General features: G+C 43.1%; 1 protein-coding gene. It reads right to left on the bottom strand.

Going from position 1 to position 269, the window contains the following annotated elements:
* Nucleotides 1–269, bottom strand: a 269-nt coding sequence (locus SB772_RS41460; RefSeq protein ID WP_410838706.1) for a hypothetical protein, incomplete at both ends; no start/stop codon positions are given.

The following is a 269-nucleotide window of genomic DNA, read 5'->3' on the forward strand; positions in this document are numbered from 1 at the left end:
ATTTGCTCGTGTAAAGACGAGTTAGCGTTAGCTGTTCTATCTTGAGAGCTTTGGTCTTGAGAGCTTTTATCTTGAGAGTTATTGTTAGACTTTGTTGGTGATTGTAGTAGTGGCGATTGACCTTGTTTTTGTAGACGTAAGCTCTCATAGCGCGGCTGAATATCACGCGCAGTATCTCGTCTATAGCCTTCACGAGGCTGACTATCGCGCAAATAATCATCACGGATTTTTTTCAGGGATAATGGACGGGTAATTTTCGGCTCGCTACT

Source organism: Paraburkholderia sp. SIMBA_030, assembly GCF_046535245.1.
In the GTDB taxonomy this organism is placed as follows: Bacteria; Pseudomonadota; Gammaproteobacteria; order Burkholderiales; family Burkholderiaceae; genus Paraburkholderia.